26 protein-coding genes are annotated in these 22233 nt (G+C 71.7%); 6 read left to right on the plus strand and 20 right to left on the minus strand.

Going from position 1 to position 22233, the window contains the following annotated elements; genetic code table 11:
- The first annotated feature begins 3 nt into the window (after window positions 1-3).
- On the plus strand, window positions 4-819 hold the full coding sequence (locus VK611_28780; protein HMG45363.1) for an LLM class flavin-dependent oxidoreductase: 816 nt from the start codon (window positions 4-6) through the stop codon (window positions 817-819).
- A gap of 65 nt (window positions 820-884) precedes the next feature.
- Here VK611_28780 and pheT read toward each other — a convergent pair whose 3' ends face one another.
- From pheT to infC, 6 genes are all read right to left on the minus strand, one after another.
- Window positions 885-3245, minus strand: a complete 2361-nt coding sequence (gene pheT / locus VK611_28785) for a phenylalanine--tRNA ligase subunit beta (GenBank protein HMG45364.1) — start codon at window positions 3243-3245, stop codon at window positions 885-887.
- A 22-nt stretch (window positions 3246-3267) separates the two neighbouring features.
- The gene (gene pheS, locus VK611_28790; protein HMG45365.1) at window positions 3268-4275 is read right to left on the minus strand and encodes a phenylalanine--tRNA ligase subunit alpha; all 1008 of its coding nucleotides are present in this window, start codon (window positions 4273-4275) and stop codon (window positions 3268-3270) included.
- On the minus strand, window positions 4268-4978 hold the full coding sequence (locus VK611_28795) for an RNA methyltransferase (GenBank protein HMG45366.1): 711 nt from the start codon (window positions 4976-4978) through the stop codon (window positions 4268-4270). Before VK611_28795 ends, pheS begins: the two co-directional genes overlap by 8 nt.
- 82 nt (window positions 4979-5060) lie before the next feature.
- Window positions 5061-5447, minus strand: a complete 387-nt coding sequence (gene rplT / locus VK611_28800; GenBank protein HMG45367.1) for a 50S ribosomal protein L20 — start codon at window positions 5445-5447, stop codon at window positions 5061-5063.
- A gap of 53 nt (window positions 5448-5500) precedes the next feature.
- Complete coding sequence (rpmI, locus tag VK611_28805; protein HMG45368.1) at window positions 5501-5698, minus strand: 50S ribosomal protein L35; 198 nt, start codon at window positions 5696-5698, stop codon at window positions 5501-5503.
- Window positions 5699-5704: 6 nt separating this feature from the next.
- Window positions 5705-6418 (minus strand): translation initiation factor IF-3, encoded by a 714-nt coding sequence (gene infC, locus VK611_28810; protein ID HMG45369.1) that lies wholly within the window; start codon window positions 6416-6418, stop codon window positions 5705-5707.
- A 318-nt stretch (window positions 6419-6736) separates the two neighbouring features.
- On the opposite strand from infC, the gene VK611_28815 reads away from it, so the two are divergent.
- Both VK611_28815 and VK611_28820 read left to right on the plus strand, forming a co-directional pair.
- The gene (locus VK611_28815; protein ID HMG45370.1) at window positions 6737-7183 is read left to right on the plus strand and encodes a hypothetical protein; all 447 of its coding nucleotides are present in this window, start codon (window positions 6737-6739) and stop codon (window positions 7181-7183) included.
- The gene (locus VK611_28820; protein ID HMG45371.1) at window positions 7180-7938 is read left to right on the plus strand and encodes a GDSL-type esterase/lipase family protein; all 759 of its coding nucleotides are present in this window, start codon (window positions 7180-7182) and stop codon (window positions 7936-7938) included. Before VK611_28815 ends, VK611_28820 begins: the two co-directional genes overlap by 4 nt.
- 61 nt (window positions 7939-7999) lie before the next feature.
- On the opposite strand, the gene VK611_28825 is transcribed toward VK611_28820, so the two are convergent.
- The 8 genes from VK611_28825 to VK611_28860 all read right to left on the minus strand — a co-directional run bounded on the left by VK611_28825 (window position 8000) and on the right by VK611_28860 (window position 13588).
- Complete coding sequence (locus tag VK611_28825; protein HMG45372.1) at window positions 8000-8233, minus strand: cold shock domain-containing protein; 234 nt, start codon at window positions 8231-8233, stop codon at window positions 8000-8002.
- Between the two features lie 5 nt (window positions 8234-8238).
- Complete coding sequence (gene hisG / locus VK611_28830) at window positions 8239-9117, minus strand: ATP phosphoribosyltransferase (protein HMG45373.1); 879 nt, start codon at window positions 9115-9117, stop codon at window positions 8239-8241.
- 62 nt (window positions 9118-9179) lie between these two features.
- Entirely contained in the window at window positions 9180-9668 is a 489-nt protein-coding gene (gene ribH, locus VK611_28835) for a 6,7-dimethyl-8-ribityllumazine synthase (GenBank protein ID HMG45374.1), read from the minus strand.
- A 75-nt stretch (window positions 9669-9743) separates the two neighbouring features.
- Window positions 9744-10964, minus strand: coding sequence for a bifunctional 3,4-dihydroxy-2-butanone-4-phosphate synthase/GTP cyclohydrolase II (locus VK611_28840; GenBank protein HMG45375.1), 1221 nt, complete (start codon window positions 10962-10964; stop codon window positions 9744-9746).
- 34 nt (window positions 10965-10998) lie between these two features.
- Window positions 10999-11595 carry a riboflavin synthase gene (locus tag VK611_28845; GenBank protein ID HMG45376.1) on the minus strand — a complete coding sequence of 199 codons (597 nt, stop codon included), beginning with the start codon at window positions 11593-11595 and terminating at the stop codon, window positions 10999-11001.
- On the minus strand, window positions 11595-12632 hold the full coding sequence (gene ribD / locus VK611_28850; GenBank protein HMG45377.1) for a bifunctional diaminohydroxyphosphoribosylaminopyrimidine deaminase/5-amino-6-(5-phosphoribosylamino)uracil reductase RibD: 1038 nt from the start codon (window positions 12630-12632) through the stop codon (window positions 11595-11597). Before ribD ends, VK611_28845 begins: the two co-directional genes overlap by 1 nt.
- Window positions 12633-12692: 60 nt before the next feature.
- Entirely contained in the window at window positions 12693-13160 is a 468-nt protein-coding gene (locus VK611_28855; GenBank protein HMG45378.1) for a MogA/MoaB family molybdenum cofactor biosynthesis protein, read from the minus strand.
- Window positions 13157-13588 carry an MmcQ/YjbR family DNA-binding protein gene (locus VK611_28860; protein HMG45379.1) on the minus strand — a complete coding sequence of 144 codons (432 nt, stop codon included), beginning with the start codon at window positions 13586-13588 and terminating at the stop codon, window positions 13157-13159. Before VK611_28860 ends, VK611_28855 begins: the two co-directional genes overlap by 4 nt.
- Here VK611_28860 and VK611_28865 point away from each other — a divergent pair.
- Both VK611_28865 and VK611_28870 read left to right on the plus strand, forming a co-directional pair.
- Entirely contained in the window at window positions 13581-13775 is a 195-nt protein-coding gene (locus tag VK611_28865; GenBank protein HMG45380.1) for a hypothetical protein, read from the plus strand. The two genes, VK611_28860 and VK611_28865, sit on opposite strands and share 8 nt — an antisense overlap.
- Window positions 13768-14151 carry a type II toxin-antitoxin system death-on-curing family toxin gene (locus VK611_28870; GenBank protein HMG45381.1) on the plus strand — a complete coding sequence of 128 codons (384 nt, stop codon included), beginning with the start codon at window positions 13768-13770 and terminating at the stop codon, window positions 14149-14151. The genes VK611_28865 and VK611_28870 overlap by 8 nt, the downstream gene beginning before the upstream one ends.
- 1 nt (window position 14152) lies before the next feature.
- Here the strand turns inward: VK611_28870 and VK611_28875 are convergent, their stop codons facing one another.
- From VK611_28875 to def, 6 genes are all read right to left on the minus strand, one after another.
- The gene (locus VK611_28875; GenBank protein ID HMG45382.1) at window positions 14153-14779 is read right to left on the minus strand and encodes a hypothetical protein; all 627 of its coding nucleotides are present in this window, start codon (window positions 14777-14779) and stop codon (window positions 14153-14155) included.
- Window positions 14780-14789: 10 nt separating this feature from the next.
- Window positions 14790-16769, minus strand: coding sequence for a peroxidase family protein (locus tag VK611_28880; GenBank protein ID HMG45383.1), 1980 nt, complete (start codon window positions 16767-16769; stop codon window positions 14790-14792).
- 362 nt (window positions 16770-17131) lie between these two features.
- A complete protein-coding gene (gene chrA / locus VK611_28885; GenBank protein ID HMG45384.1) occupies window positions 17132-18283 on the minus strand; it encodes a chromate efflux transporter in 1152 nt (383 codons plus the stop codon).
- Window positions 18270-19376 (minus strand): transcription antitermination factor NusB, encoded by a 1107-nt coding sequence (locus VK611_28890; protein ID HMG45385.1) that lies wholly within the window; start codon window positions 19374-19376, stop codon window positions 18270-18272. The genes chrA and VK611_28890 overlap by 14 nt, the downstream gene beginning before the upstream one ends.
- Window positions 19377-19404: 28 nt before the next feature.
- Window positions 19405-20295, minus strand: coding sequence for a methionyl-tRNA formyltransferase (locus VK611_28895; GenBank protein ID HMG45386.1), 891 nt, complete (start codon window positions 20293-20295; stop codon window positions 19405-19407).
- 18 nt (window positions 20296-20313) lie between these two features.
- Window positions 20314-20868, minus strand: coding sequence for a peptide deformylase (def, locus tag VK611_28900; protein HMG45387.1), 555 nt, complete (start codon window positions 20866-20868; stop codon window positions 20314-20316).
- Window positions 20869-20973: 105 nt separating this feature from the next.
- Between def and VK611_28905 the strand changes: the two genes are divergently transcribed.
- Window positions 20974-22218: a GNAT family N-acetyltransferase gene (locus VK611_28905; GenBank protein ID HMG45388.1), complete on the plus strand. Its 1245-nt coding sequence runs from the start codon at window positions 20974-20976 to the stop codon at window positions 22216-22218.
- Window positions 22219-22233 lie beyond the last annotated feature (15 nt).

The raw sequence follows: 22233 nt of genomic DNA on the forward strand, positions 1-22233 counted from the left end.
CGGATGCGCCACGCTGCCTTTCTCCCGGCCTTCGGCGAGTTCGCCGACCCGGTGGTGGTCGTCGAGCTGGCCGCCGCGCTGGAGGCCGGCGGCTGGGACGGCCTGTTCCTGTGGGACCACCTCGTGCGGCCCCACGAGCCGGAGCGCGCCCTGGTCGCCGACCCGTGGATCCTGCTCGCCGCCGTGGCCACCACGACGTCACGGCTGCGGCTCGGCCCGATGATCACCCCGCTCGCCCGACGCCGGCCGCAGAAGGTGGCCCGGGAGACGGTCACGCTCGACCACCTGTCCCGCGGGCGGCTGACGTTCGGCGTCGGCCTCGGCGTCAACAGCGGCGGCGAGCTGGGCCGGTTCGGCGAGCCGACCGACGACCGGGCCCGGGCCGCCGTCTACGACGAGGCGCTCCTCCTGCTCCAAGCCCTGTGGAGCGGCGAAGAGGTGAACCACCACGGCGACCACTTCACCGCCGAGGGCGTGACGTTCCTGCCCCGCCCGGTGCAGCAGCCCCGCATCCCGCTGTGGGGTGCGGCCTGGGGCGGCGGCGCCCGGCGGCCGGTGCGGCGAGCGGCCGGGCTCGACGGCCTGTTCCCCGTGAACACCGAGGTCGACCAGCTGCTGCCGATGCTCGACGTGGTCGCGGCCGAGCGCGGCAGCCTCGACGGCTACGACGTGGTGATGGAGGCTCCGCCCGACGCGGACCTCGACCGCTACGAGGCCGCCGGCGTCACGTGGATCATGCGAGGCATCGACGACACCCGCACCGCCGCCGACGTCATCGCCGCCGCGGCCCAGGGCCCCCACGGCCCACCGCTCAGCTAGAACCCCGAAATTGCGAGGGTGACGGCCCCATAGCAGCCACCAGCCTCGCAATTTCGGTTGGGTTCCTACCCCCGGAGGGTCGCCGCGTGGGTGGACTCGACCGCGGTGATGCAGCGGGTGCGGAGGTCGGCCAGCTCCTCGTCGGTGAGGGTGTGGTCGAGGGCCTCCAGGCGGAGGGTGTACGCCAGGCTGCGGCGACCGTCGGCGATGCCGGTGCCCCGGTAGACGTCGAACAGCTTCACCCAGGCCAGCCGGTCGCCGGCGGCCTGGCGCAGCGTCGCCTCGATGTCGGTGGCCGACACCGACTCGTCCACCTCGAACGCCAGGTCGATGTCGCTCGACGGGTAGCGGCTGACCGGCCGGTACTGGGGGTCGCCGTGGGCCAGGTCGAGCAGGGCATCGAGGTCGACCTCGAGCCAGCCGACCCGCTCGCCGATCCCGTGGGCCTCCAGCGACGCCGGGTCGACCTCGCCGACCACCCCGATCTCCGTGTCACCGGAGACGATCCGGGCTGACCGGCTGGGGTGCAGGCCGTCGACCGCGGCGTTCACCAGCTGCAGGCCGGTGACGCCCAGCGACTCCTCGATGGCCCGCCACACCTGCACGGCGGCGGCCGCGTCCTGGCCGCCCAGGGCGACACCGAGGGCCTCGCGCTCGTCGGGCAGCTCCGCCTCGACGCCGGCCGGCGGGCGGCGGAACACGTGGCCGATCTCCCACAGCCGCACGCCCGTGTTGCGCCGGGCCGCGTTGGTGGCCAGCGCCCCCACGAGCCCCGGCAGCAGCGACGTGCGCAGGATCGACTCCTCGGCCACCAGCGGGTTGAGCAGGGCGATGCCGTCGCCGGGCAGGCCGCAGCGCTCCAGCTCGCCGGGGGCGAGGAACGGCAGCGGCAGCGCCTCCGACAGGCCCAGGCCCGCCAGCCGCGCCCGCAGCCGCCGCCGCTGCTGCTGGTGGGGCGTGAGCCGGCCGGTGCGGGGCGACGTCGGCACCGTGCGGCCCAGCTTGGAGTAGCCGTGCATCCGGCCGATCTCCTCGACCACGTCGATCTCGGTGGACGAGTCGTAGCGCCACGAGGGGATCTCGACGTCGAGGTCGCCGTCGACCGGGGTGGACGCGAACCCGATGGGCGCCAGCAGCGACGCCATGTCGTCGACCGACAGGTCGCTGCCCAGGATGCGGTTCACGCGGGCGGTGCGCACCCGGATCGGCGACCGGTCGGGCAGCTCGCCCGTGGCCCGGACCGCACCGGCCTCCGGCTGGGCGCCCGACGGGGCCAGCAGCTCGGCGAACCGGGCGAAGGCCAGGTCGACGACGCCGGGGTCGGCGCCCTTGTCGAAGCGGGCCGAGGCCTCGGAGCGCAGCTTGAGCCGCCGCGACGTCTTGGCGATGGCCAGCGGCAGGAACCACGCCATCTCCAGCAGCACGTCGGTGGTGGCGTCGTCGATCTCGGTGTCGGCGCCGCCCATCACCCCGGCGATGCCGATGGCGGCGTCGGTGGCATCGCAGATGAGCAGGTCGTCGCCCAGGAAGCTGCGCTCGACGCCGTCGAGGGTGACCAGGGTCTCCCCCGCCTTGGCCCGCCGCACCCGGAACCCGGGACCCTGCACCCGCGCCAGGTCGTAGGGGTGGTTGGGCTGGCCCAGCTCCAGCATCACGTAGTTGGAGACGTCGACCACGTTGTTGATGGGCCGCATGCCCATCAGGGTCAGGCGGCGGGCGATCGCGGGGTCGGACGGACCCACCTGCAGGCCCCGCAGGACCCGGGCCACGAAGCTGCCGCACAGGTCGGGGTCGAGGATGTCGACGGTCATGCCCGGCAGCCGCTCGGCCGCCACCTCCTGCACCACGGGCTCCGGCACGGTGAACGGCAGCCCCAGCCGGGCCGCCAGGTCGCGCGCCACCCCCACCACCGACATGGCGTCGGGCCGGTTGGGGTTGATCTCCAGGTCGTAGAGGACGTCCGGGGCGATGCCGAGCGCCTCCGTGAGCGGGGCGCCCAGGGGCAGGTCCGGCGGCAGGATCCAGATGCCGGCGTGGTCGTCGCCCAGACCGATCTCGCGGGCCGAGCACAGCATCCCGTTCGACCACTCGCCCCGCATCTTGCGGCGGGCGATGTCCATGCCGTTCGGCATCGTGGTGCCCAGGGTCGCCAACGGCACCAGGTCGCCGGCGGTCATGTTGAAGGCGCCGCACACGATCTGCAGGGCCTCGCCGTCGCCCAGGTCGACGTCGACCAGGTGGACCTTGTCGGCGTTGGGATGGGGCCGGGTGGCGAGGACCCTGGCCACGACGATGCCGTCGAGCCCCTCGCCGATGCGGTCGATCTCCTCGACGGCCATGCCGAGGTCGCTCATCTCCTCGCCCAGCGCCACCGGGTCGCCCTCGAACGGGGCGAAGTCACGCAGCCACGACAACAGAACCTTCATCGGAGGACCTCGGGATCAGATCTCAGAACTGGGAGAGGAAACGGATGTCGTTGGTGAAGAGGTCGCGCAGGTCGTCGACGCCGTGGCGGGCTGCGGCGAGCCGGTCGATGCCGAACCCGAAGGCGAAGCCCTGCCACTCCTCCGGGTCGACCCCGCAGTTGCTCAGCACGTTGGGGTGGACCATGCCGCAGCCGCCCAGCTCCAGCCAGGTGCCGTCGGGGCGCTGGATGTCGAACTCGGCCGACGGCTCGGTGAAGGGGAAGTACGACGGCCGCAGGCGCGACGTGAAGTCGCCGCCGAAGTAGGCCTTGGTGAAGGCGTCGATGGTGCCGGCGAGGTCGGCGAACGTGATGTCGCGGTCGACCACCAGCCCCTCGATCTGGTGGAACACCGGCATGTGGGTGGCGTCGGCGGTGTCGGAGCGGAACACCCGCCCCGGCATCACCGAGTAGTACGGCGGCGGGCCGGCGGACATCACCCGCACCTGCACGGGCGACGTGTGCGTCCGCAGCAGCGTGGAGCCCGGCTTGCCGAAGTCGACGTAGAGGGTGTCGTACATGTCGCGCGCCGGATGGCCCTCGGGGAAGTTGAGGGCGCCGAAGTTGTGCCAGTCGGTCTCCACCTCGGGCCCCTCGGCCACCGTGAAGCCCATGCCGAGGAACACGTCCTCCAGCTCCTCGATCGCCTGGGTCACCAGGTGGATGTGGCCGCTGCCGGGGCCGGGGAGCACCTCGGTGAGGTCGAGCCGGTCGGCTTCCAGGGTGGCGCGCCGGGCGTCGATCTCGAGGGCGGCCCGCCGCTCCGACAATGCCTGGGTCAACGTGTCGCGGGCGGCGTTGACGGCCTGGCCGACGACCCGGCGCTCGTCGGGCTCGAGCTTGCCGACCGCCTGCCGCAGCCCCGCCAGCGGTGACCTCTTGCCCAGCAGCTCGCTCTCGAGGGTGCGCAGCTCGTCGAGCGAGCCCAGCTTGGCGATGCGCTCGAGCGCATCCTCCTGGATCTTCTCGACGTCGCGGGAGAGGTCACTCATCGTTGGCTGAATCCTTGTCGCGGTTGCGGCGCTGTCGCAGGGCCTCGAAGCACACGATGGTGCCAGCCATCCCGACGTTGAGCGACTCAATTGGGCCGCGCATCGGGATCGTGACCTTCTCGTCGACGAGCGACTCGACGGTGGGCGGGAGACCGTGCGCCTCGCTGCCCACGACAACGGCCGACGGTACCGCATAGTCGACGGTGTCGTAGGCAGTGCCCCGGCGGGCCACCAGGCCGACGGTCCGGACGCCCGAGGCCCGGAGGTCCCGCAGCGTCACGACGGCTCCGGCGGCCCGCACCGTGGGGACGCGGAAGAGCGAACCGGCCGACGCCCGCACGCACTTGGGGTTGTAGGGGTCGACCGAGTCGTCGCAGAAGACCACCAGGTCGACACCCGACGCGTCGGCGGAGCGCAGGAGGGTGCCGGCGTTCCCGGGGTCGTTCACCCCCACCGCGACCAGCGCCAGCTGCGGCGTCCCCAACGGTGGGTCGGCGGGCATGCGGGCGATGGCGGCGACGTCCCGGGGGTGGGTGGGGTCGGCGTTCTTCTCGAACATCGCCGGCTGCACCTGGTGGACGACGACACCCTGTGACGCCGCCCGGTCGAGCAGCTGGGGGTACGCCGTCAGCACCGCCACCACGTCGGTGATCTCCACGTCGGCCGCCAGCGCCTCGGCCAGCAGCGTCGGGCCGTCGATCACGAACGCACCCGCCTCGGTACGCGCACTGCGGCGCCTCGAGAGGCGCCGCAGCTGCTGCAGGATCTCGCGTGAGCCCAAGTGGCTAGGCCGAGGCGGGGGTCGCCTCGGCGTGCTCCTCCAGGGCCTCGTTGGCGATCGTGACGAGGGTGGTGAACGCCGCCGCGTCCGTGACGGCCAGATCCGCGAGCACCTTGCGGTCGACCTCGACATCCGCCAGTCGCAGGCCGGCGACGAACCGGCTGTAGGAGGTGTCGTTCAGGCGGCAGGCCGCGTTGATGCGCTGGATCCACAGGCGCCGGAAGTCGCCCTTGCGGGCCCGGCGATCGCGGAACGCGTAGCGCCCGCTGTGCATGACCTGCTCGTTGGCGGCGCGGAACGAGCGGCTCTTGTTGCCGTAGTAACCCTTGGCACGCTCAAGCGTTGTCCGACGCTTCTTCTTGGCGTGGACGGATCTCTTCACCCGGGCCATCGGGCTGTCCTTTCGTCGTGGGGGATGCGTTCGTGCTCAGGCAGCCGACGGGGTCAGCGGCGCCCGAGCAGGCGGTTGATGCGGAGCTCGTCGCCAGCGGCCAGGCCGGTCTCCCGGTTCAGCCGGCGCGTGCGCTTCGACGGCTTCTTCTCCAGCATGTGGCTCATGTTCGCCTGGCGGCGCCGCAGCTTCCCGGTGCCTGTGACCTTGAAGCGCTTGGCGGCGCCGCGATGCGTCTTCATCTTCGGCATGTCAGTTCACTCTTCGCTCGTCGTTGCGGTCGTGCTTGCGGTGGCGGCCGACCCGTTGGTCTCGGGCGCCACTGCCGGCTCGGGCGTCTCAGGCGTCTCGGGCGTCTCGGATGTTTCGGGCGCCGGGTTCTCGGCCGTCGAGCTCTCGGGTGTCGGGTTCTCGGCCTGGCGCCGGGCCCGCTCGGCCGCGGCTTGCGCCTTGCGATCGGGCGCCATCACCATCGTCATGTTGCGACCGTCGATGCGGGGCATGATCTCGACCCGACCCACCTCGGCCACGGCCTCGACCACTTCGTCGAGGATCCGCTTGCCGAGCTCCGGGTGGTGCATCTCGCGCCCCCGGAAGGTCAGCGTGACCTTCACCTTGTGGCCGTCGTGGAGAAACCGCTCGACCTTGCGGGTCTTGGTGTCGAAGTCTCCCCTGGAGATCTTGGGCCGGTACTTCATCTCCTTGATGGAGACGCTCGACGCCTTTCGCCGGGACTCCTTGGCCTTCTGTGCGGCCTCGTACTTGTACTTGCCGTAATCCATGATCCGGCAGACAGGTGGGTTGGCTTGAGCCGCCACCTCTACCAGGTCGAGGTCGAGCTCGCGGGCACGTGCCAAGGCTTCGGGCAACGGACGGATCCCGATCTGAGAACCATCCGCGCCGACTAGGCGTACTTCACGGGCCCGGATCCGATCGTTGATCCGCGGCTCGCTGTTGGACGGCGTAGCTATCGCCGGTCACTCCTCATGAATGCGCAGGCACCTCCGTACGCTGGTTGCTTTGTCTAGGTCTCCGAGCGCCGCGCAATCGCCTTAGAAAAGCAAAAGCGCGGACGCCGGGGAAGCCGACATCCGCGATGCAGACTGGCGCCTGCGGCGTTGACGCGACCCGAGCGCACCTCAGAGGTGGCCGGGTGGGGACCTGCTCGCTGTCGGGCGGGTCCCGCTTCCCGTGAAGTTGTGGGCGCGTAGGGTACCAGCGACCGTAGGTGGCACGACAACCCGTCACCGACCTGTCATGACAGCGCACCCAACCTCGGGAAGAAGACAATGACCCTGTGGACCCCCTCCGGCGAGCATCCCGTCGACCGCCAGCCCTCCGCGCCACCCAGCGAGCCGGCGTCGCCGTCGGGCCCTCCGGGCGCGGACGAGCCGTCGCTGGAGGACCTGCCGCCGGAGCAGCGCGCCCAGGTCGAGGAGATGAACCGGCAGATGGAGGCCGCCCAGCAGCAGATGCTGTCGCTGCCGGCGGGTGTCGTCGTCGGGCAGCAGGCCATGCAGTTCTACGAGCTGTCGGCGCTCTACCTGTCACAGCAGCCGCCACGGCTCGACGAGGCCCGCATCGCCATCGACGCTCTGGCGGGCGTGGTCGAGAAGCTGGGCGAACGGCTCGGTGAGGCCGAGCAGCCGGTGCGGCAGGCGCTGAACCAGCTCCAGCTGGCGTTCGTCCAGGTCGCCCGGCAGGCAGGTGTGCCGGAGGGTGAGAGCGAGGGGTGACGCGGGCCGGTTGGAAGGCGATCGCCGCCGTCGGTGCAGTAGCCGCGGCAGTTCTCGTCGGTGTCGTCCGCGGCGCCACCGACGGCACCGACGGCACCGACGGCACCGACGGCACCGAGGCCGAGGATGCCGGCAACCTGGACGTGCCGCTCGACCTGGTGGTGCTGGGCGACTCGTTCGTCGAGCACTCCCGGGACCAGATCGGGGCCTACGCCGAGGCGCAGGGGCTCGACGCCGAGGTGATGGGCCTGGGCGGCACGGCGATCTGCAACTGGGAGGAGCAGCTGCAGGACCACGCCGCCGACCCGCCCGCGGTGATGGTGATCTCGTTCGCCGGCAACGACCTCCCCCACACGTGCTTCAACCCGACCGACGAGTCGCGCGACGCCGCCACCGTCGCCGCGGGCTACCGGGAGGCGCTCGACGAGGTGGTGGCGCTGTTCGACGACGCCGGGAGCGAGCTGTACGCGGTGGTGCCGCCGCCGATCCGCGACGTGCAGTTCGAGGAGCGGGCCGCGGCGATGCGGGTGATGTACGCCGAAGCCGCCGCCGACCTCCCGTCGCTGCACCTGATCGACAGCGCCACCCAGCTCGACCCCGACGGCACCGGGTTCCACGAGTCGCTCCCCTGCGCGCCGTGGGACACCGACTGCCCCGCGACCGGCGAGGTGGTGGTCCGCCAGACCGACGGCATCCACGTCACCCCGGCCGGCGCCGAGCGCTACGCCCGGGCGATCGTCGACGGGCTCAGCTGAAATTGCGTCGATCTGCCCGCTCCATGCGGGTTTTCGAACGCAATTTCGGGGGGTCGTGCGGTCAGCCGGCCTCGATCCGGGCGGCTTCCCAGCGACCCATCGGGCCGGCCACCACCTGGAACCGCACCCGCTCCCCCACCGAGATCGTGCGGGTGCCGTCGGCGATGGCGGTGCAGTGGAACGGCAGGTCCGCCCCGTCGGCGGTCGTGATCGCCCCGAGGCCGCGGGGCTCGTCGAACGACGACACCACGCCCCGGCCCGCGTCGAAGGCTCGCAGCGCCATCGGCATCGGCATCGGCGTCAATGGACGATCTTGGACAGCGGGAGCTCGATCAGGTCGGAGGCGCCGGCGTCCTTGAGCGCCGGGATCAACGTGTTGATCTGCGACTTCGCCACCACGGCCTCGATCGCGTAGCCACCGTCGACACCGAACAGCTTCGACACCGTGGGCGACTTCATCGCCGGCATCAGCTTGGTGACCTCGTCCAGGTCGTCCTCGCCCACGTTCAGCTTCACCAGCACCTTCCCCCGGGCCTCGAGCACGCCGTCGAGCAGCACCTTGATCTGCTCCATGGCCTTGCGCTTCGCCGGGTCCTCGTAGGCCGCCGGGTTGGCGACCAGCTCGGTGTAGCTGTGCAGGATCTCGTCGATGATCTTCAGGCCCGCGGCCCGCAGCGCCCGGCCCGTCTCGGTGATGTCGACGATGCAGTCGACGATGTCGGGCACCTTCGCCTCGGTGGCCCCGTAGCTCAGGCGGATGTCGGCCTTGATGCCCTTGCTCTCGAAGTAGCGGCGGGTGATCTCCGGGTACTCGGTGGAGACGCGCACGCCGTCGGGCAGGTCGCCCACGTAGGTGATGGGGCTGTCACTGGGCACGGCCACCACGATGCGGATCGGCAGGGCCGTCGCCTTGGAGTACTGCATCTCGCCCAGCGAGACGACGCCGGCGCCGGTCTCCTCCACCCAGTCGCGGCCGGTGATGCCCAGGTCGAACAACCCCTCGGCCACGTAGCGGGGGATCTCCTGGGGGCGCAGGATGCGGACGTCGTCGATGCGGGGGTCGGCGATGTTGGCGCGGTAGTCGACCGATCCGGACCGGCTGACGTTGAGGTCGGCCGCCTCGAACAGCGCCAGCGTGGCCTTCTCGAGGGAACCCTTGGGGAGCACGAGCTTCAGCACGGTCTGCCACCGTACGCGCTGGGCAACCTGTTCAGGAGCCCTTTCTCAACGAGTTCTGAACGTCACGAAGCGTAGGTGGACGCCAGACGGGCCATCTCGACGGCCACCCAGGCCGCCTCCTCGCCCACGTTGTGGCCGCCCTCACCCTCGGATCGGGCGAGCGCCTGCTCCTCGTTCTCGACGGTCAGCACGCCGAAGCCGACCGGGACGCCGGTCGACAGCTGCACCTGCTGGATGCCGGCGGCGCACTCCCCCGCCACGATGTCGTAGTGGGTGGTCTCGCCCCGCACGACGGTGCCGATGCAGACGACCGCGTCGACCCGGCCGGAGGTCGCCAGCACCCGGGCGCCGAAGGGGATCTCGAAGGAGCCGGGGACCGACACCTCCACGATGTCGGGCTCCAGCACCCCGGTGCCGAGGAGGCCCCGGCGCACGCCGTCGGCCAGGCGGTCGACCACATGGGAGTTCCAGCGGGCCCGCACGATGCCGACGCGCAGGCCCTTGCCGTCGACGCCGTCAGGCGTCCCCGCCCGCCTGTCGCCGGTTGCCATCAGCCGATCCTCCCCGAAACCTCGACACAGGTGGCGCCATAGCGACCGTTCCTGTCGAAGTTTCGGGTGGGACGCTCAGAGGACATCGTCGAGGCCTTCCAGGAGGTGCCCCATCCGCTCCCGCTTGGTGCGCAGGTAGGCGATGTTCTCGGGGTTCGGCTGGGTGAGCAGCGGCATGCGGCCGGTGATCTCCAGGCCGAAGCCCTGCAGGCCGCCGTACTTCGACGGGTTGTTGGTCATCAGCCGCATGGTGGTGACGCCCAGGTCGACCAGGATCTGCGCCCCGATGCCGTACTCGCGGCTGTCGACCGGGAGGCCCAGCGCGAGGTTGGCGTCGACGGTGTCGTGGCCGTCGTCCTGCAGCTGGTAGGCCCGCAGCTTGTGGCCGATGCCGATGCCCCGGCCCTCGTGGCCCCGCAGGTAGACGACCGCGCCCAGGCCCTCCTCGCCGATCCGCTGCATCGACTCGGCCAGCTGGGGACCGCAGTCGCAGCGCATCGAGCCGAAGACGTCGCCGGTGAGGCACTCGGAGTGCACCCGCACCAGCACGTCCTCCTCGCCCTGGAGGGCGCCCTTCACGAACGCCAGGTGCTCGGTGCCGTCGAGCGTCGAGCGGTAGGCGTAGCAGGTGAACTCGCCCCACTCGGTGGGGACGCGGGCCTCGGTGATGCGCTGGACCAGCTTCTCGGTCTGCCGGCGGTAACGGGTGAGCTCGGCGATCGAGATGATCAGCAGCTCGTGCTTGGCGGCGAAGCGCTCCAGCTCGGGGAGCCGCGCCATGTCGTCCTTCTTCTCGTTCACCAGCTCGGAGAGGACGCCCGCCGGGTAGAGGCCGGCCATGCGGGCGAGGTCGATCGACGCCTCGGTGTGGCCGGCGCGCTTGAGGACGCCGCCGTCGCGGGCTTCGAGAGGGAAGATGTGGCCGGGGCGCAGCAGGTCGGCGGGACGGGTGCTCGGGTCGACCAGGGCGTTGATCGTAGCGGCCCGGTCGTAGGCGGAGATGCCCGTGGTCGTGCCGTGGCGGTAGTCGACCGTGACCGTGAACGCGGTGCGCATGCTCTCGGTGTTGTCGACCACCATCAGCGGCAGGTCGAGCTCCCGGGCCCGCTCCGACGTGACCGGGGCACAGATGACGCCGGAGGTGTGGTGCAGGAAGAAGGCGATCTTCTCCGGCGTCGCACACTCCGCCGCCATGATGAGGTCGCCCTCGTTCTCGCGGTCCTCGTCGTCGACGACGATGACGATCTCACCGCGGCCGACCGCGGCGACGGCGTCTTCGATCTTGGCGAACGGCATTGGCTCTCGGCCCTCCCGTCTGGCTCCGGCCCGATCAGCCCTGATCGGTGCCGGGCTCTGTGGCGTCATCCTGCCAGGTGAGCAGGCGTTCGACGTACTTCACGGTGACGTCGACCTCGAGGTTCACCTGGTCGCCCTCGGCGCGGCGGCCGAGGGTGGTGACCTCCATGGTGTGGGGGATGACGGCGACCGTGAAACCGTCGTCGAGGACGTCGACCACGGTGAGGCTCACGCCGTCGACGGTGATCGACCCCTTCTCCACGATGTAGCGGAGCAGCTCCCGGGGCATGCGGACGGCGAGGTCCGGGGCCGGGTGGGTGACCTCGCCGACGCCGTCGACGTGGCCCTGCACGATGTGGCCGCCGAGGCGGTCCTGCACCCGGACGGGGCGCTCGAGGTTCACGCTGTCCTTGGGCCGGCGGACGCCGAGGGTGGTGCGCTTCAGCGTCTCGTCGCTGAGGTCGGCCTCCCACCAGCCCTCGCCCTGGGCCACGACGGTGATGCACACGCCGTCGACCGCGATCGAGTCGCCGATGTGGGCGTCGTCCAGCACCTTGCGGGCGGCGATGCGGATGCGGCCGCCGTCTCGCGACGCAACCTGGCCCATCTCCTCGACAATGCCGGTGAACATCAGTTGGGCTCCTCGCCTCGGCCCTGGCCTGTGCCCGACGGGCCAGGCTCCACGTCGATACGGATGTCGTCTCCCAGCTTGGTCACGGCCGTGATGTGTCCGCGCCAGACGTCCGCCATCGTGGCGGCTCCGCGGCCATTGAACAACCCGACGGCGTCTCTTCCTCCGAAGAGGGCGGGCGCCAGGTAGAGGACGTAGCGGTCGACCAGGCCCCGGTGGTGGAAGGACGCCGCCACCGTGGCGCCGCCTTCGACGAGGAGCTGGAGGACGCCCCGATCGCCGAGGTCGTCGAGCACGGGGCCGAGGTCGCCTTGCAGTTCGAGGGCGGGGTGGACCTTGGCGTCCGCGGGTGCGTGGCCGAGGACGACCCTGATCGGGTCCTTGCCGGGGGCGTCGCGGACGGTGAGCTCCGGGTCGTCGGCGCGGACGGTGCCGGCGCCGACCAGGACGGCGTCGCTCTCGGCTCGCAGGTGGTGGACGTCCTTACGGGCCTCGGGACCGGTGATCCAGCGGCTGGTGCCGTCGGGGGCCGCCGTGCCGCCGTCGAGGGTGGCCGCCAGCTTGAGGACGACGTAGGGGCGGCCGGTGGTCCGGTGCGTGATGTAGGGCAGGAGCTGTCGGGTGACGGTGGCCGCCTCGACGCCGGTCGACACCTCGATGCCGGCCTTCCGGAGGCGGGCGATGCCCTGGCCCGCTACCTTCCAGTCGGGGTCCTGGATGGCGACGACGGCTCGCCCGATCTGCGCCTCCACGAGGGCGTCGGCGCAGGGTGCGGTGCGGCCCAGGTGACTGCAGGGCTCAAGGGTGGTGTAGGCGGTGGCACCGCGGAGGTCGGCCTGCTCGTTCCGGGCGTCGGCGATGGCGACCGCCTCGGCGTGGGGGCCGCCGGGAGGTTGGGTGGCGCCCTCGAAGGTGCGGCCGTCCGCGGTGACGATCACGCAGCCGACCCAGGGGTTGGGTGCCGTGGTGGTCCGCACTCCGGCGGCCAGCTCGACGGCCCGCTGCATGTGGCGCGTGTCGCGGTCTTCGTCGACCATCGTCCGCAGCCTAAGGGTCGCCTCCACGCCCAGAATTAGAACACGTTCTAATTCCGCCGTCTAGTGGGGGCGGCCACCGGTGAGGAGATCGAGGGCGTGGGGCACCACGTCGATCACGGAGTCGACGCACTCGACGGCGCCCTTGCTGGAGCCGGGGACGTTGAGGACCAGCGTGTGGCCCAGGGTGCCGGCGGCGCCCCGGGACAGGCGGCCGAGGGGGCTCACCAGGCGCATGGCCTCGGCTAAGCCGGGTGCTTCCCGCTCGAGGACCTCCTTGGTGCCCTCGGGCGTGAGGTCACGGGGGCCGAAGCCGGTGCCGCCGGTGGTGACCAGCAGGCCGGCGAACCCGTCGCTCATGTCCTGGATGGCCCCGGCCACGCTCTCGACGCCGTCGGCGACGACCTGCTGGTCGACCACGTCGAACCCGGCGGCGCGGAGGTGGGCGCCGAGCGCCGCGCCCGACTTGTCCTCCCGGGTGCCGGCGACGACGCCGTCGGACACCGTGAGCACCTTGGCCTGCCAGGTCATGCGTCGTCGGCCCTCTGTGCGTCGAGCTGCTTCACCAACGTCTTGGTGGCGACGGCCCGGTAGCTCTCGTCGATCCAGTCGCGGTAGAGGTCGACGGGGTCGTCGTCGCCCTGGAACCGCACGCTCACCCACCCGGCCCTGCCCAGCCCGTACCCGGTCGGCTCGGCGCCCAACGACAGCGCCTCCTCCGCCGACTCCGGCAACTTCACGGAGAACCCTTCCTCCCCGAGGAAGACGAAGATCTTCTTCCCCACCTTCACCACCGTGTCCCCCCACGGATGATCCTCCCAGGCCCCGGGAAACCCCAACGCCTCCCCCATCAACGTCTCCCTGACCTCACGCACCCGCCGGAGCCTAACTACACGGGTCGCCTGGTCATGGTTGGTATCATTGGTGATACCAACCCGTGAGGAGATCGTGATGGCCATGACGCTTCGGCTGACCGACGAGGAGATGCAGGCCCTGCGGGCGCAAGCCGAGAACGAGGGCCGCTCCATGCAGGACGTCGCCCGCACGGCGATCGTCAACCACCTCCACGCCACCCGCGTCGCCAAGAGCGCGGCCCGGGGCGCCGAGCGCTACGCGGAGCTGCTCGAGCGGCTCGGCGATGCCTGAGGTCGTCCATCTGACTGCCGGGGACCTCGTCCTCATCGCGGCACCGGCGACGGGAGCACCAGGTGTCGTCCGTGACTACGGGTTGCTCGACGCCGCTGCGAACCGGCCGCGGGCCAGCGCCTTCGGGCAGGACGCCTATCCATCGCTGCACCTCAAGGCCGCCGCCCTCCTGCAGTCGCTCCTGATGAACCACCCGCTGGTGGACGGGAACAAGCGACTGGCATGGCTGGCAACGGTCGTCTTCTACGACCTCAACGGCCACGAGCTGGACGCTCCGACCGGCGAGGCGTTCGACTTCGTCCTGTCGGTGGTCACCGAGCACCTCGATGTCGACGCCATCGGAGCGCAGCTGGAGAAGTGGGCCGGCGGGCGGTGAGTCAGCGGGGGTTGGTGCGGTCGACGTTCCAGTGGCGGGAGGTGGCGGCGAGGAGGGTGTCGGCGCGCCAGGTGAGGGCGACGCGGGAGATGGTGCGTTGGCCGCCCTCGAAGTCGCCGTAGAGGAGGTCGACCATCATCCGGGAGCGGGCGGCGATGGCCTGGCTGAGGGCCTGGCGGTCGGGGTCGTCGGGGTCGCGGATGGCTCCCTGCCAGAACCCGAAGTCGCCCGGGGCGATGTAGAGGTCCCGGGTCAGGCGGCGGAACTCGTCGACCGGGGTCGGTGGGGTGGCCATGTCGACGAACGGGAACACATGCCAGGCGTCGAGCACCGCCACACCGGCACCGACGTTGCGGAGCCCGGCGGCCAGGTAGATCACGCCGTCGATCTCCTCCAGCACACCCTGCCCGCCGAGCACCCTGGCGTAGTGCTCGTCCATCCACATGACCTTCTCCGGCGGGTCCTGCAGCCGGGACGCCAGCAGCAGCGGACGGAGGCCGGCCTGCATCGCCGTCTCCGCCACCCGCGCCGCCCGGTTGGCCGACCGGGTCGACGCGAACGTCGCCACGGCCAGCACCAACGTCCCGCCCGCGGTTGCCAGTGATGCCGTCGTCGACCAGTCAGCCACGCCCGGAAGGCTACGGGGCGGGCTCCTCCGGTTGGACGAGGAAGACGTTGGGGGCGAGCTCCTCGCGGGGAATGTCGGAGTTCAACGAGATGACGTCGCCGAGGGTGACCCGGTAGTCGATGGCGTAGAGGTCACGGATGCGGCGCAGGCTGGGATCGTTGCCGTAGAAGAACCGGTCGCCGTCGCGCAGCGCCTGGAACTGCCGGGCCCAGATCACCCGCTGCAGCTCGCCCAGGTCCGACCCCGGGGCATGCGGCTCGGCGACCATGCCGACGAAGGCGTCGACCCGGTCGACCGAGCCGTAGATCGACTTCAGCCGCGCGGCCAGCGGCGTCCGCCGCACACCGGTGACGCCGGAGCCCTCCATGGCGACCTCGTCGGCGGGGTCGATCGCGACGCCCTCGCCGTCGAGGACCTGCACGAAGTCGAGGCTGTCCGGGTCGTCGACCTCGGCGCCCGGGGTGAGCTCCGGATCGACGGGGAACGACTCGGTCGACTCGCCCGTGATCTCGGCGAACGTCCGCCTCGGCGCCAGCCCGTAGGCCTCCCGCAGCTCGTTGTAGCTGGGCATGCCGTGGTCCCGGCCCCGCTGGACGTCGAGCGCCCCCAGGTCGACCACGCCCTGGAAGCACTCGGGCAGGCCCTCGCCGTCGAGGCACCCCGGGTTGCCCGGCGTCGGGATCTGGAACAGCACGCTGCGCAGCTGGTTGTCGATCATCTCGTCGTTGCGGTACTCGGCCTCGAGCCCGATCCCCTGCAGCACCGGCCCCAGCTCCAACTGGCTCACGAGGTCCGGGTTGAAGAAGGCGACGTTGAGCGGGATGACGACCTCGACCTCGCTGCCGTCCTCGCTCGGCACCACCTCGATGCCGGAGGCCTCGAACGCCTCCACCTCCTCGGGCGTGTAGCGGGCGGCGTCGGCCTCCAGCTCCAGCTCGCCGTGGATCATGCTGTGCGCCCGGTAGCCGACGGTGGCGAACTCGTTGGTGAGCGCCGCGTTCACCCGCGGGTCGTAGCCCCGGTAGCGGGGCAGGCGGACGCCCATCGCCGGGAGGAACTCGTTGTAGGTGATGTACTGCTGCTCGGCGATCACCACCCGGCGGGCGATCTGGAACTTCATCTCCTCGGTCAGCTGGCGCGGCAGCAGCGCCACGATCCGGTTGTGCTCGCGGGCGAACAGCGTCTGGGTGGCCTGGAGCGCGATGTTCTCGTTGGCCCGGGCGTCGCCGGCGACGACGGCGTGCTCGGGTGTGCCCATGAGGCGGCCCTGCACGTCCATCTCGGGAGCGGTGGTGACATCCCCGCGGCTGTCGCGCCGAGGCAGCATCCCCTCGGGCAGCAGCAGGCGGGCGCTGTTGTTGCGCATGTTGCCGTCGACGTTGCCCTCGCGCAGCCACTCGAGCCGGGCGGTGTCCGTGCCGTACACGGAGCCGCCGTCGAGGTACGAGCTGATGGTGTTGACCTGCTCGCGGGGCCGGTCCGGCGAGGTGCCGGTGTCCAGTGCCGCCGCCGAGCGGGTGAACGCCATGCCGCCGAGGTTGTTGGTGAACGACTCCAGCGGGTCGCCGGCGTCGAACGGCAGGTCCTGCTCCTCGCCGTCGCCGTCGCGCAGGCCGACGATGTGGTCGACGAACTGGCCCCAGGTGAAGCCCCACTGGGTGACGCCCGACTCGGAGAACAGGTTCTGGCTGGCGTCGTTGAAGACCCGGTTGCTGAGGTAGCGGACGTCAGGGCCCTCGACCGGGGCGGCGATCCCGTCGGCGTACACGGCCGGCCCGACCCGGGTGTACGGCGTGCCCGCCTGGCCCCACCCGGGGTTACGCCGGTTGTTGCCGCCGCCGTCGAGGCTCTGCACCTCGAAGTCGCGCAGGCGGCCGTTGCTCCAGTGGATCGACGAGGGGTCGTCGTTGGGGCTGACGTGGAGGTCGGAGAGCTGGAACGTCACCGCTCCGGCGGCGACGAGGCCGACGGCGCCGATCGCGATGGACACCCGGCCCCGGCGGGGCGGCCTCCGGCGGGGTGCTCTCCGCCGGTCGCCCGGCCGGGACCGGTGGTCGCTCGGCCGGGTACCGATGTCCGGCCGCGCGTCGAGAAGATCGCCACGATTGCGCACTGTGCCCTCCCCCATTTCGCCTCAGGAGCGCGGGACGACAGAGCAATGCTCGACCGCTGTAAAAGGGGTGTTCAGCGCCGACTTCCCAACTCAGTCGGCAGACCCAGTCCCTCCAAAACCCCTGCGAACTGGGCGTCATTGTGACGGCAGGAGGGTGACTTGTCAACTGACCGTAATGAATACTTTGCCGTGAAGGTGATGAATAGGAATTGCACCAATCGTGCAAATGCGGAGGGTGGTCAGGCGTAGGCGTGGAGCAGCCCGACGATCGCTCCCCCGGCGATGAGGTACGTCGAGTTGAGCTTCGTGCGCCACAGGACGGCGAGGGCGGCCACGCCGACGACGACCGTGAGCGGGTCGACCAGGGCGTCGCCCGCCAGCTGGACGGTGACGCCGGCCATCAGCCCGAGGGCCGCGGCGTTGACGGCGTCGAGCACCGCCCCGGTCGGCGCCGAGGCCCGCATCCAGCGGACGATCGACGTAAGGAGGCCGGCGAAGACGAACGACGGCAGGAAGATCCCGACCGTCGCCACCACGGCTCCCGGGGCGCCCGCCACCAGGTAGCCCACGAAGGTGGCGGTGGTGAACACCGGCCCCGGCGTCACCTGGCCGATGCTGGCGGCGTCGAGGAGCTGCTGCCCGGTGATCCAGCCGAGGCGGTCGACCACCTCGCCGTCGAGGAACGCCAGCAGCACGTAGCCGCCGCCGTAGAGGACCGAGCCGATCTTCACGAACACCACGAACAGGTGGCCGAGGCCGACGTCGGCCGCGCCCGGGGCAGTGGCGAGGGCGAGCAGCGGCGACCAGGTGGAGAGGCGCTGCGCCTGCAGCCGCGTGACCGCGTAACCGACGAGGCCGCACAGGGCGCCGAGGGCGAGCAGCAACAGCTCGTTCACGCCGAGGAGGTAGGCACCGGCGGCCGCCACCCCGAGGACCCGGAGCGGCCACGACTTCCCCGCGGTCGGCGCCAGCTTCACGATCGCCGTGACCACGATGGCGATCACCACCGGCTTCACGCCGTAGAGGACGCCCTCGACGCTGGGCGTGTCGCCGTAGCGGACGTAGGCCCAGGCCAGCACGCCGACGATCAGGGCGGCCGGCAGGATGAAACACACCCCCGCCACCAGGAGGCCCCGGAGCCGGGCCCGCTCCCAGCCCAGGTGGATGGCCAGCTCGGTGCTGTTGGGGCCGGGGACCAGGTTGGTGGCGCCGACGGTGTCGAGGAACCGCTGCTCGTCGACCCACCCCCGCCGCCGCACCACCTCGTCGTGCATCATCGCGATGTGCGCCGCCGGTCCGCCGAAGGCGGTCACCCCGAGGCGGAAGAACAGCGCCGCCAGCTCCCCCAGCCGGCGGGGCTCAGGTTCAGGGTTGGGGCTAGGGCGCGGCACGGCGGTAGCGGAACAGGCACATGCCGTCGGTGCTGGCCGTTTGGGGCAGGAGGATCGCGCCCCGGCCCCAGGGCTCCCAGGGGGGTTCGGCGGGGTCGAGCGGCTCGAGGTCGGGCCGGCGCTCCTGCAGCCAGGCATCGACGTCGGTCGACTCGGCCGCCGTGAGGGTGCACACCGAGAAGACGAGCACGCCGCCCGGTCGCACCAGGTCGGCGGCCGCGGCCACCAGGTTCTTCTGCAGCTCGGCGAGCCGGGCGACCGACGCCTCGTCGACCCGCCACCGCAGGTCGGCCCGGCGCCGCAGCGTCCCCAGCCCCGAGCACGGCGCGTCGACCAGGACCCGGTCGAACACCCCGCCCCGCCACGGCGGCCGCGTCCCGTCACCCACCACCAGAGCCACCCGCTTCCCGTCGCCGAGCCGCTCGACGTTGGTGCGGATGAGGCCGACGCGGGTGGGGCGGACGTCGGCGGCGACAACCCAGGCGCCGGTCGACGCCATGGCGGTGGCCTTGCCCCCGGGGGCCGCGCACATGTCGAGCACCCGGTCGTCGGGTTGGGTGTCGACGAGGGCCGCCACCTGCTGCGACGCCGCGTCCTGCACGTAGCCGTCGGCGCGCTCGGTCGCCGCGGCCGGTTCGTTCATGGCGGCCAGGGCGGCGAGGGCCCGGTCCGCGCCGAGGTCGGTGGTCAGGCGGGCGACCACCCAGTCGGGGACGCTGAGGCGGCTCGCCTCGTCGGGCCACTCGGGCGGGATCTCGGCGACCCGGCGGAGCACGGCGTTCACCAGGCCCCGGGCCGACCGTGGCGTCACGGCGACGGTCTCGGCCACCGCCGCGTGGGGCGGCACACCGCCGAACGCCAGCTGGTAGGCGCCCAGGCGCAGGGCGCTGCGCACCCGGGGCACGGGCGGGCGGGACAGGAAGCGGTCGACAAGGAAGTCGCAGGCCCGGCGCATCCTCGTGGTGCCGTAGACCAGGTCGGTGACGAAGCGGCGGTCGCGCTCCGGCAACCCGGACCGGGACAGCAGCTTCGGGAGCACCAGGTTGGCGTAGGCGCCGTGCGACTCGATGCGCTCCAGGGCATCGAGCGCCACCTTCCGGGACGGCGCCGGGCGTCGGCGCTCAGTTGCCGAACGGCTCATCCGGGCTCCAGCGGGCACCATTGGCCCAAGCGGTTGCGGTCATGTGGGGCTTCCCTTCGGGTTGAACCTCCAGCAGTCGGATGGTCCCGTCGCCCGCCGGCACGTCGAGGCCCTCGACCTCCGGCGACTCCTCGACCGACAGCGACGTGCGCCACACCTTCAGCCGCTTGCCGCGGAACGTCGTCCACGCCCCGCCGACCCGCACCAGCCGGTGCACGGCCACGGCCGGCGCCGACCAGTCGATCCGCAGCTCGGCCGGGTCGATCTTGTGGGCGTAGGTCGGCTCCCCCACCTGCGGCGTCGGCTCCCCCAGCCCCTCGCGCAGGTTCGCGACCAGCAGCCTGGTCCCTTCGTCGGTCAACCGGGCCCGCAACTCGTCGACGGTCTCGTCGGGCCCGATCGTCACCTCGGCCCGGTCGTAGACGGCGCCCGTGTCGAGCCCCTCCTCCACCACCATCAGGTCGACGCCCGTCGTCTCGTCGCCCGCCAGCACCGCCCGCTCCACCGGCGCCGCGCCCCGCCACCGGGGCAGCAGCGAGAAGTGGATGTTCACCAGCGGCAGCTCGGCCAGCACGTCGGGCCGGATGATCCGCCCGAAGGCGACCACCACGCCGAGGTCGGCACCCGCCGACAGCACGTCGTCGACCCGGTCCGACACCGGCAACCCCAGCTCCAAGGCCGCGGCCTTCACCGGCGACGGCGTCACGCGGCCACCCCGCCCCCGCCGGGCGTCGGCCCGGGACACCACCAGGCCCACGTCGAACCCCGCCTCCACCAGCGCCCGCAACGGCGGGACGGCGAACGACGGTGTGCCGAGGTAGACGAGGCGCCGCGGGTGACGCGGCGCGGGAGGCAACACCAGATCGGGCACGAGGACGGCAGGGACGAGCTAGCGCAGCGAGAACCCGGCGCCACCCGACCCACGGCGGGCGGGGGCGACCTCGGGATCGAAGTTGGCACCGATGCCCAGCTCGCGGATGGTGCGCAGCGCCTGCTTCCGGGTGTCGGCGTCGAGGCGCTCCAGCAGGAGGACCCCGTCGAGGTGGTCCATCTCGTGCTGGAAGCAGCGGGCCAGGATCTCGTCGGCCTCGATCGACACCTCGTTGCCGTCGAGGTCGTAACCGGTGAGGTGCACCTCCTTGGGGCGCACGATCTCCCAGGCCAGACCCGGCACCGACAGGCAGCCCTCCTCGTAGGCCCACTCGCCGTCGGTCTCGCCGATCGTGGGGTTCACCAGCGTCTGGGCGCCCTCACCCACGTCGTACACGAAGATCCGCTTGCGCACCCCGATCTGCGGGGCGGCCAAGCCCATGCCCGGCGCCTCGTACATGGTGATGATCATGTCGTCGGCCAGCCGCGCCAGCTTGCCGTCGATGTCGGTGACTTCGGCGGCCCGCTGCCGGAGGACAGGGTCGCCGACGAGGCGGATGGGATGACCGGCCATCGGCCCAGGCTACCGCTGTGCACCGGGGCTGCTGGACCTCCGTGCCCCGACTCTGGCGGGTAATTCGACAGGGCTACCGCCGGGTGCCCGCGTATCGTCGAGGGGGTGACTGCTCCGACCGCACGACTGATCCGCGCCGACGAGCTGGCTGACTGGTTCGTGGTCCCCCGCACCGCCATGCTCGGTCCTCCCGTCACCCCCGAGCAGGTCGAGACGGTCCGCCCCTACATGCACCCGGAGCGCTGCGTCGCGGCGTACGACGGGTCGTCGGACGGGCGGCCGGTCGGCTCCGCCGGGTCGTTCCCCACCGAGGTGACAGTGCCGGGCGGCAAGGTCGCCTCGGGAGCGGTGACCGCGGTCGGCGTCCTGCCGACCCATCGTCGCCAGGGCCACCTCACCCGGCTCATGCAGACCCAGCTCGCCGACATCGTCGAGCGCGACGAGCCGCTCGCCATCCTCGTCGCCGCCGAGTACCCCATCTACGGGCGCTTCGGTTACGGGCCGGCCACCGAGGCCTGCGCCATCCGCATCGACACTTCGGTGCCGGGCATGTGGCGCGACCGGCCCACCGGCTCCACCGAGCTGGTCGACAACGACGTCTTCACCAAGACGCTGCTGGAGCTCTACGAGCGCGCCCGCCACGACGTGGTCGGGCACATGAGCTACGAGGACTCCCGTTGGAAGGTGCACACCGGCGAGCTCGAGTGGCCCGACGGGCGGGCCGAGGACCGGCGCAAGGCCACCAAGGTGGTGTGGCGCGACGACTCGGGCGTCGTCGGCGGAGTCGTGAGCTACACGGTGAAGGACCGCTGGGTCGACAACCGCCCGCAGAGCGAGCTCCGCGAGGAGCTGCTGGTCACGGCCTCGCCGGACGCCCAGCGCGAGGTGGTGCGCTACCTGTCGTCGGTCGACTGGATCGCCAGCGTGCACCTCGGCACCCGGGCGGTCGACGACCCCGTGCCGCTGTGGCTGCACGACGGTCGGGCCGCCGTGATGTACGACCGCTCCGACCACGTGTGGGCCCGGGTCCTCGACGTGCCCGCGGCGCTGTCCGCCCGGAACTACGCCGCCGACGGCCGGCTGGTGCTCGAGATCGACGACCCGATGGGGTTCGCCAACGGCCGGTTCGCCCTGGAGGGCGGGCCCTCGGGCTCGCTGTGCGCGCCTTCCCGCGACGAGCCGGACCTGGTGCTGTCGGCTTCGGCCCTCGGCGCCGCCTACCTCGGCGGACTGTCGTGGGCGCGGCTGGCGGCGGCCCACTGGGTCACCGAGGCCCGCCCGGGTGCGCTGGAGCGGGCGTCGACGATGTTCACCACGCCGCGGGCCCCATGGTGCGCGATGACGTTCTGACGCTGCTGCAACCCG

The sequence above is a fragment of the Acidimicrobiales bacterium genome (assembly GCA_035316325.1).
In the GTDB taxonomy this organism is placed as follows: domain Bacteria; phylum Actinomycetota; class Acidimicrobiia; order Acidimicrobiales; family VFJN01; genus DASXTK01.

Bases quoted from the DNA above. Each gene is read 5' to 3' on its own strand.
- VK611_28780 (HMG45363.1), top strand. From the start codon at position 4: ATGCGCCACGCTGCCTTTCTCCCGGCCTTCGGCGAGTTCGCCGACCCG.
- pheT (HMG45364.1), bottom strand. From the start codon at position 3,245: ATGAAGGTTCTGTTGTCGTGGCTGCGTGACTTCGCCCCGTTCGAGGGC.
- pheS (HMG45365.1), bottom strand. From the start codon at position 4,275: ATGAGTGACCTCTCCCGCGACGTCGAGAAGATCCAGGAGGATGCGCTC.
- rplT (HMG45367.1), bottom strand. From the start codon at position 5,447: ATGGCCCGGGTGAAGAGATCCGTCCACGCCAAGAAGAAGCGTCGGACA.
- rpmI (HMG45368.1), bottom strand. From the start codon at position 5,698: ATGCCGAAGATGAAGACGCATCGCGGCGCCGCCAAGCGCTTCAAGGTC.
- VK611_28815 (HMG45370.1), top strand. From the start codon at position 6,737: ATGACCCTGTGGACCCCCTCCGGCGAGCATCCCGTCGACCGCCAGCCC.
- VK611_28825 (HMG45372.1), bottom strand. From the start codon at position 8,233: ATGCCGATGCCGATGGCGCTGCGAGCCTTCGACGCGGGCCGGGGCGTG.
- ribH (HMG45374.1), bottom strand. From the start codon at position 9,668: ATGGCAACCGGCGACAGGCGGGCGGGGACGCCTGACGGCGTCGACGGC.
- VK611_28840 (HMG45375.1), bottom strand. From the start codon at position 10,964: ATGCCGTTCGCCAAGATCGAAGACGCCGTCGCCGCGGTCGGCCGCGGT.
- VK611_28845 (HMG45376.1), bottom strand. From the start codon at position 11,595: ATGTTCACCGGCATTGTCGAGGAGATGGGCCAGGTTGCGTCGCGAGAC.
- ribD (HMG45377.1), bottom strand. From the start codon at position 12,632: ATGGTCGACGAAGACCGCGACACGCGCCACATGCAGCGGGCCGTCGAG.
- VK611_28855 (HMG45378.1), bottom strand. From the start codon at position 13,160: ATGACCTGGCAGGCCAAGGTGCTCACGGTGTCCGACGGCGTCGTCGCC.
- VK611_28865 (HMG45380.1), top strand. From the start codon at position 13,581: ATGGCCATGACGCTTCGGCTGACCGACGAGGAGATGCAGGCCCTGCGG.
- VK611_28860 (HMG45379.1), bottom strand. From the start codon at position 13,588: ATGGCCATCACGATCTCCTCACGGGTTGGTATCACCAATGATACCAAC.
- VK611_28870 (HMG45381.1), top strand. From the start codon at position 13,768: ATGCCTGAGGTCGTCCATCTGACTGCCGGGGACCTCGTCCTCATCGCG.
- def (HMG45387.1), bottom strand. From the start codon at position 20,868: ATGGCCGGTCATCCCATCCGCCTCGTCGGCGACCCTGTCCTCCGGCAG.